This window comes from Rhodoplanes roseus (assembly GCF_003258865.1).
Lineage (GTDB): Bacteria > Pseudomonadota > Alphaproteobacteria > Rhizobiales > Xanthobacteraceae > Rhodoplanes > Rhodoplanes roseus.
The window spans coordinates 1-7,571 of the sequence record NZ_NPEX01000277.1 but is presented as its reverse complement, the minus strand read 5'-3'; the positions used below and the strand labels follow the sequence as shown (position 1 = coordinate 7,571).

7 protein-coding genes are annotated in these 7,571 nt (G+C 68.9%); 2 read left to right on the top strand and 5 right to left on the bottom strand.

Features of this window, described 5'->3' with window-relative positions; genetic code table 11:
* Positions 1-111: 111 nt before the first annotated feature.
* From CH341_RS25650 to phaR, 4 genes are all read right to left on the bottom strand, one after another.
* Positions 112-1,107 carry an ABC transporter substrate-binding protein gene (locus CH341_RS25650; protein ID WP_111421809.1) on the bottom strand — a complete coding sequence of 332 codons (996 nt, stop codon included), beginning with the start codon at positions 1,105-1,107 and terminating at the stop codon, positions 112-114.
* Positions 1,108-1,198: 91 nt separating this feature from the next.
* Positions 1,199-2,080 (bottom strand): ABC transporter permease, encoded by an 882-nt coding sequence (locus CH341_RS25645; RefSeq protein WP_111421808.1) that lies wholly within the window; start codon positions 2,078-2,080, stop codon positions 1,199-1,201.
* Positions 2,081-2,121: 41 nt separating this feature from the next.
* Positions 2,122-2,910 carry an ABC transporter ATP-binding protein gene (locus tag CH341_RS25640; RefSeq protein WP_210208613.1) on the bottom strand — a complete coding sequence of 263 codons (789 nt, stop codon included), beginning with the start codon at positions 2,908-2,910 and terminating at the stop codon, positions 2,122-2,124.
* A gap of 297 nt (positions 2,911-3,207) precedes the next feature.
* Positions 3,208-3,804, bottom strand: coding sequence for a polyhydroxyalkanoate synthesis repressor PhaR (phaR, locus tag CH341_RS25635; protein WP_111421807.1), 597 nt, complete (start codon positions 3,802-3,804; stop codon positions 3,208-3,210).
* Positions 3,805-4,220: 416 nt separating this feature from the next.
* Here phaR and CH341_RS25630 point away from each other — a divergent pair, with 416 nt between their 5' ends.
* Positions 4,221-5,396, top strand: coding sequence for an acetyl-CoA C-acetyltransferase (locus CH341_RS25630; RefSeq protein ID WP_111421806.1), 1,176 nt, complete (start codon positions 4,221-4,223; stop codon positions 5,394-5,396).
* Between the two features lie 263 nt (positions 5,397-5,659).
* Entirely contained in the window at positions 5,660-6,412 is a 753-nt protein-coding gene (locus CH341_RS25625) for a methyltransferase domain-containing protein (RefSeq protein ID WP_111421805.1), read from the top strand.
* 26 nt (positions 6,413-6,438) lie between these two features.
* Here the strand turns inward: CH341_RS25625 and CH341_RS25620 are convergent, their stop codons facing one another.
* Positions 6,439-7,158, bottom strand: a complete 720-nt coding sequence (locus CH341_RS25620; RefSeq protein ID WP_111421804.1) for a glutathione S-transferase — start codon at positions 7,156-7,158, stop codon at positions 6,439-6,441.
* Positions 7,159-7,571: the final 413 nt, after the last annotated feature.

Here is a 7,571-nt window from a genome sequence, read left to right as displayed (position 1 = left end):
CCTCCCTCCATTCGCACTTGCGAATGGCGGGGAGGGGTCGGGGGTGGGGGGCGGCCGCGAACGCCGGCATCAGCCAACCTCGTCTCCGAGCTGATCAGCTCTCCTAAAAGATCACTTCGCTGCGGCGCGGCCCGGAACGAAGCGCATGTCGATGATGGCCTCGTAGGGCACGTCCTGCTTGAGGATGCCGGCATCCATCACGACCGACTTTCCGGTCGACCACGAGGCCGCCGAGATGGTCCCGTCGTGGCTCCAGATCTCGTCCTTGAACGAGCGGTCGAGGGTGGCCTTGAGGTCGCCGGCCGGCATGGTCGGGAACTCCTTGCGGGCGACCTCGACGGCCTCGTCGGGGTGCTCGTAGGTGAAGCGCAGCCCCTTTGCGACGGCGCGGACGAAGCCCTCGACCTGCTTAGGCTCCTTCTCGATCGAGCTGGCCCGCACGTTGAGGGTGGAATAGGCGTAGGGACCGAGCTCCTTCGGGATGTTGTAGATCGGCTCGCCCCAGATGCCCTGGGCGACGCCCTGGGTGAGGAACGGCTCGGTGGTGACGCCGAACGCCGCCTTACCGGTCTTCACGGTGGCGAGCACGGCCGCGTTGGCGGTCTCGACCAGCGTCACGTCGGTGCCGATCTTGAGCTTCCACTTGTCGGCCAGATAGCGGGTGATCGAGTTGGGGGTACCGCCGAAGAAGCCGGTGGCGATCGCCTTGCCCTTGAGGGCCGCGGCGTAGTCGCCGTCCTTCACGACGATGTCCTTCGCGGCGACCAGATAGACGTTGCCGCGGTCGACGACGTTGACGACGGCGCGCAGCTCGCCGCCTTTCGCCTTGGCGAAGGCGTTGTGCTCGGGGCCGCCGATGAACGCGAAGGCCTGGCCGGACAGCACCGCGTTGGTGTGGCCGGAGCCGCTGTCGATGGTCATCACCCTGACCTCGAGATCCTCGGCCGCGAAGAAGCCCTTGTGGATCGCGACGTAGAGCGGCAGGTAGCCGAGCGAGTGGACCGGCTCGGCGACGACGAGCGGCGTGCCGGCGGAGGCCGGGTGGCCGAGCAGCAGGCCGGCCAGCGCCGTCGCCGCGAGGCGCGCGAACATTTTGGGCAGGGTCATTGGGACTCCGTCTGGGTCGTGACGCGGGGGAACGAGTCGAAGGAGGGCGACGGCGCGATCGCGCCGCCGCGGCGCGGCGGGGCTGGCGAAGCTATTGGCCGACGCCGCGGCGCAGCCGTGATTCGAGCCAGGAGACGGCGACGTACATGGTGATCGAGAGGACCGAGAGGACCATCACGGCGACCCAGACCAGGGCGATCTCGTAGGTCTGGCCGGCATACAGGATGGCGCGGCCGAGGCCCTGCTCTGAGGCGATGAACTCGCCGACCACGGCGCCCGTGAGGGCGAGGCCGATATTGACCCGCAGGATCGAGATGATCCACGGCACGCAGGACGGCACCACCAGCTTGGTGAACACCTGCCAGCGCGTCGCGCCGAGCGAGTAGAACAGCCGCTCGCCGTCCTGATCGACGGCCTTGACGCCGGCATAGGCGGTCAGCGTCGACACCACGAAGGTGAGAGCGGAGGCGAGCGCCACCTTGGAGGCGAGGCCGATCCCGAACACCAGGATGATCAGCGGCGCCAGCGCCAGCTTGGGCAGCGACTCGAAGCAGATGATGTAGGGCTGGACGATGCGGGCGTAGTTGCGCGACCACCAGAAGGACAGGCCGAAAGCGGCGCCCAGCGTGGTGCCGAGGGCGAAGCCCAAGATGGTCGAGCGGAACGTGAACAGCGTGTCCGAGACGGCGCGGCCGCTCTCGAAGAAGGTGAGGAGCGTCTCGCCGATGGCCGAGGGCCGCGACCAGAAGAAGGCGTCGATCCAGCCGGTGTCGGCCGCGATCTCCCAGGTGCCGATCGCGACGACGAGGATTCCGACCTGGACGGCGACGATCGCGGCGACGGGCCAGTCGCGCTCGACCGGCAGGCGGCGGACCACCCGCGGCCGCGGAGCCGAAGCACCGCGGCGGAACAGCGCGAGGGGTGCCTTGAAGAATCCCTTGCGGGCGAGAGCGGCCGGGGGCGTCAGCGTCATCGTGGTCTCCCGTCGGGGGCCGAGATCGAACCAGATCGGAGTTACGCCGCTTCGGACTCCTCGTCGGCGGGGTGGCCGAGCAGAGCGAGGCAGCGCTGCTTGAGCGCGACGAAGCCGGGCGTGGTGACGACCGAGCGCGGCCGGGGTCGCGGCAGATCCACCGGGATGTGCGCGATGACGCGGCCCGGGCGGGTCGCCATCACGTGAATGTCGTCGGAGAGGTAGACGGCCTCCTCGACATCGTGGGTGACGAAAACGACGGTCTTGCCGAAGTCGGTCCAGATCTTCAGCAGCCACTCCTGCATCTGCGCCTTGGTCTGCGCATCGAGGGCGCCGAACGGCTCGTCGAGCAGGATGACGTCGCTGTCGAACAGCAACGTGCGCAGGAGTGCGGCACGCTGGCGCATGCCGCCCGACAGCGCGCCGGGGTGCCGGTTCTCGAAGCCGCCGAGGCCGTAGCGCTGAAGGTAGGGCCGCGCATGGTCGCGCGCTTCCGCGACGGGCACGCCGCGCACCTCCATGCCGAGGATGACGTTGTCCAGCACGGTGCGCCAGGGCAGCAGAAGATCCTTCTGCAGCATGTAGCCGACCTGGCCGATGGAGCCGGTGGCGTCGATCCCGTCGATCAGGACCCGCCCCCGGGTCGGCGACTGGAGACCGGCGACGACGTTGAAGATGGTGCTCTTGCCGCAGCCCGAGGGACCGATGAGGCTGACGAAGCGTCCGCGCGGGATGTTCAGCGTGACCGGGGCGAGGGCGTGGAAGGGGCCGTCGGCCGTCTGGAACGTGACAGAAACATCTTCCAAGTAGAGCTTCGAGTCCGCGCTCAATTAAAGCTCCGCGTTCGGGGGACCGCGGATACTTTCAAGCACGGACCGTGCCAGCGACGAAAACGCTGCGAATTCATCGCGGCCGCCTCCCGTCACTCGGACGGAGTGGCGCGACCGGATGCGCGGCGCCCACGCGGCGGGCAATCCCGTAATAGAGAACCGTCTTCGAGCCCCGGGCCGACAGTATTGACGGCCGCCGATCCCCGCCCCGCCCACACAGGACGCGAGCGGCGAAACGCCGGCATCACCGAACCGGAGGTACGGCGCCGATGGCGTGGAGGCGGGCGGCGGAGCCGCTCAGGCCTTGTCCTTGTCGGCCTCGCTCAGCCGCTCGAGCCGCTTCTGCATGTCCTCGAGCTGACGGCGCAGCGTGTCGATCTCGCCGGCGCCGGTCTGCGTCTCGGTCTTCTCGGCGGGCTTGTCGCCCTCGGTGCCGTCCTCGCGACGGCCGAACGGCGTGAACATCGTGAAGGCGCGCTGGAACATCTCCATGTTCCGCCGCACCTGATCCTCCATGGTGCCGAAACCGCCGACGCCCCAGGCCTGGGTCATCTCGCGGAACTTCGACTGCTCGCGCGAGAACAGGTCGAGCGAGCTTTCCAGATAGCGCGGCACCAGCATCTGCATGCTGTCGCCGTAGAACCGAATCAGCTGGCGCAGGAACGTGATCGGCAGCAGATTCTGACCCTGCTTGCCCTCCTGCTCGAAGATGATCTGAGTCAACACCGAACGCGTGATGTCCTCGCCGGTCTTGGCGTCGTAGACGACGAAATCCTCACCGGACTTCAGCATCCCGGCGAGGTCCTCGAGGGTGACGTACGTGCTCGTACCGGTGTTGTAGAGACGCCGATTGGCGTATTTTTTGATGATAACCGGGGCTTCAGACTTGGCCATGGCGCGTTCGCTCTGCAACTGGGATGTCCTGTGAGGATCTCGGTGCGGACGTGGTCTGCGCGTGCCCCAAAATGAGCTTGGGGTTCAAAAAATAGGCGAAATCTTCGGCGTCGGCTACCGTTTTGTGTGAGCACCCGCAAAATCGACGCAAGCCCGTCTCGCCTGCGCGCGCCACGCGCGCCCGCAGGCCGGACCGGCAGGGGCGAGCCGGCGGCCGGGACCGATCGTCGTCGAGATTGTCGAGGTGAGAGCCGCTGTGCCAAGCTCGTCGTCGGCCGGTTTTCGGAGCAGTCCCAAAACCGTCGAAGACAACCGATAATCGAGGTCACGAGAGAACGGGGCCCGCGACACCACGCGGCACGTCCGGCGGATTTCGCCCGACGGCCGCCCAAACGGAAACCAGGGAGCTTTCGAACATGGCAGACGACATCGTCATCGTCGGCGCGGCGCGCACGGCGGTCGGCAACTTCAACGGTGCGTTCAGCACCCTCCCGGCGCACGAGCTGGGCAAGATCGCCATCAAGGCCGCGCTGGAGCGGGCCGGCGTCGAGGCGAAGGACGTCGACGAGGTGATCATCGGCCAGATCCTGGTCGCAGGTCAGGGCCAGAACCCGGCTCGCCAGGCGTCGATCGGCGCCGGCATTCCGGTCGAATCGCCGGCCTGGGGCATCAACCAGCTGTGCGGCTCCGGCCTGCGCACCGTGGCGCTCGGCGCCCAGCAGCTCCTCGACGGCGGCAACCGCGTGGTCGTCGCGGGCGGCCAGGAGTCGATGACGCTCTCCCCGCACCTCGCCTACCTGCGCAGCGGCACCAAGATGGGCAGCCTCGACCTCGCCGACTCGATGCTCAAGGACGGCCTGTTCGACGCCTTCCACGGCTACCACATGGGCGTCACGGCCGAGAACGTCGCCAAGAAGTGGCAGATCACCAAGCTGGAACAGGACGAGTTCGCGGTCGCCTCGCAGAACAAGGCCGAGGCCGCCCAGAAGGCCGGCAAGTTCAAGGACGAGATCGTCCCGGTGACGATCAAGTCCAAGAAGGGCGACACGGTGGTCGACACCGACGAGTTCCCGCGCCACGGCGCCACCATCGAGCAGATGACCAAGGTGCGGCCGGCCTTCGACAAGGAAGGCTCGGTGACGGCGGCCAACGCCTCCGGCATCAACGATGGCGCCGCCATGGTGGTGCTGATGCGCCGCAGCGACGCCGAGAAGGCCGGCCTGCCGATCCTGGCCCGCATCGCCTCCTGGGCGCATGCCGGCGTCGACCCGGCCATCATGGGCACGGGCCCGATCCCGGCGTCCCGCAAGGCGCTCGAGAAGGCCGGCTGGACGCACGAGGATCTCGACCTCATCGAGGCCAACGAGGCCTTCGCCGCCCAGGCCCTCGCCGTCAACAAGGACCTCGGCTGGGACACCAGCAAGGTCAACGTCAACGGCGGCGCGATCGCGCTCGGCCATCCGATCGGCGCCTCGGGCACCCGCATCCTGGTGACGCTGCTGCACGAGATGGCGAAGCGCGACGCCAAGAAGGGCCTCGCCACGCTGTGCATCGGCGGCGGCATGGGCATCGCCATGTGTCTGGAGCGGTGAGCTTCGGCGGATCATGACGAATCGCGGGGGCGCTCGCCGCCCCCGCCTCTCGACGGCGGGCGGGCCGCGCCCAGATCGATCGCATTGTCGTCGATCTCGATTTGCGTTCGGCCTCGCCCTGACGTTTGATCGCCGTCGTCGTCGCCACGGCGGCCGGCTTCCCGCCGGCTCCGCGGGCCGGCGTCCGCGAGATGCGGGGCGCGCGTGGTCGCCCCGACGGCGCGACCGGTCCGACCGGCCGTGGCGGCTGATGCGATAGGTCCATGTCGCTCGACGTCGTCGATCTGCGCAGTTTCTACTCCCAACAGCTCGGGACGGTGGCGCGGCGGTTCATCGGCCGCGGCATCCGCGCCCGCTGGGCCGACACCCGCGGCCAGCGGGTGCTCGGCATCGGTTATCCGACCCCCTATCTCGGGCTGTTTCGCGAGCACGCCGAGCGCTGCCTCGCCTTCATGCCGGCCCAGCAGGGCGTGGTGCGCTGGCCGACCGAACGGCCGACACTCGCGGCGCTGGTCGAGGAATACGACCTGCCGCTCACCGAGGGCGCCGTCGACCGGGTGCTGCTCGTCCATGCGCTGGAGATGGCCGAGGACGGGCTGTCGCTGCTGCGCGAGGTGTGGCGCGTGCTGGCGCCGAGCGGCCGCGTGCTCGTGGTGATTCCCAACCGGCGCGGCCTATGGGCCCGCATGGACACGACGCCGTTCGGCTACGGGCGGCCTTACTCGCGCTCGCAGATCGTCCATCTGCTGCGTGAATCCTCGTTCACGCCGACCTCCTGGGGCGAGGCGCTGTACATGCCGCCGATCTCGCGCCGCTGGTTCATGCGCTCGGCGGTCGCCTGGGAGCGCACCGGCGCGACGCTGTCGGCGCCGTTCGCCGGCGTCCACATCGTCGAGGCGACCAAGCAGGTCTACCGCGCCGTCCCGGCCCGCCGCGAGAAGCGCCGCCTGGTGCCGAGCCTCGAGCCGGCCTTGGAGCCGATGCCGGGCGCGGTGGCCCGGAATCGCGCCCCGTAGGGCGCCGGCGCGCAGCGAATTACGCCCTACGGGTCGAGCTCCGGATAACGACGAAAAATGCCCATCTGGTTGAACGGGATGCGGCGCTCCGAGGCCAGATAGGCCGCGATTGCGGGGCGGTCGGCGACGCGGTCGTGCAGGGCGACGAGGCGGGGCAGCCTGCGCTCCAGGCGCTTCATCGTCGTCGGGAAGGCCCAGCGCAGACCGTCGACGACCTGGAACAGCGAGAGATCCGCATACGTGAGGCTGCGGCCGGCGAGCCACGGGCCGGTGCCGCGATCCAGGATGGTCTCGAACCAGCCGAGGTATTTTCCGGCCCGCGCCGTCCGGAAGTCTTCGGCGCGGCGCGCCGCCTCGTCCTTCTGGTCCTCGTAATAGAGGCTGGAGGCGATCGGGTGATGGGTGTCGTGCACTTCGGTGACCAGATCCGCGATGGTGAGCTGGATCTGGTGGACCCACAGCCGGCCCGATTCGGTCTTCGGCGCCAAGCCGTGACGATCGCCGACGAAGACCAGGATCGCCGCCGTCTGGCCGATCAGAAGCCGACCGGCTTTCAGGACCGGCGGGGCGAAGGGCGGGTGCGGCACGCTGTCGCCCTCGAGCAGCGCCATCAGGGCCGGCACGCCGCCCTCCGGCTCCTCGCCGCGGGCCACGTCCACATAGGGAACGCCGGCCTCCTCCAAGGCGAGGCGGACGAACTCGCCCCGCCCCTGAATGGTGGGCCAGTAATACAGCTCGTAGGCCATCGATCCTCCTGCCCCCCGTGACGCTGCACCGACCGGGGTCAACGTCGGGCCTCGCCGCACGTTCGGCCCGGACCCGTCCGCCGCGGCACGGCGCGGACGGTCGCGCCGTTTCAGGATGCCGCCGAAAAGTCGACCACGCGGGCGTCACGATGTTGCGCTACCGCGGTTGCAGCCGTATCTCAGGGCCACCGCCCGATCGGGCTGGTCCGGACTGCGTCCCGGATCGTAGGTCCGAGACGGCGCCGCGAGAGTGCCACACGATCGAGACTGCCACACGATCGAGACTGCCGCACGATCACGACGCGTGACGTCATCCGGACCGCGGCGCGGTTCTCGGAGCGAGTGATGGACGACCGGACGAGGCTCTTGCATTCGCTGTCGATCGACCGGAGCGCGGCAGCCGCCGCGCCGCG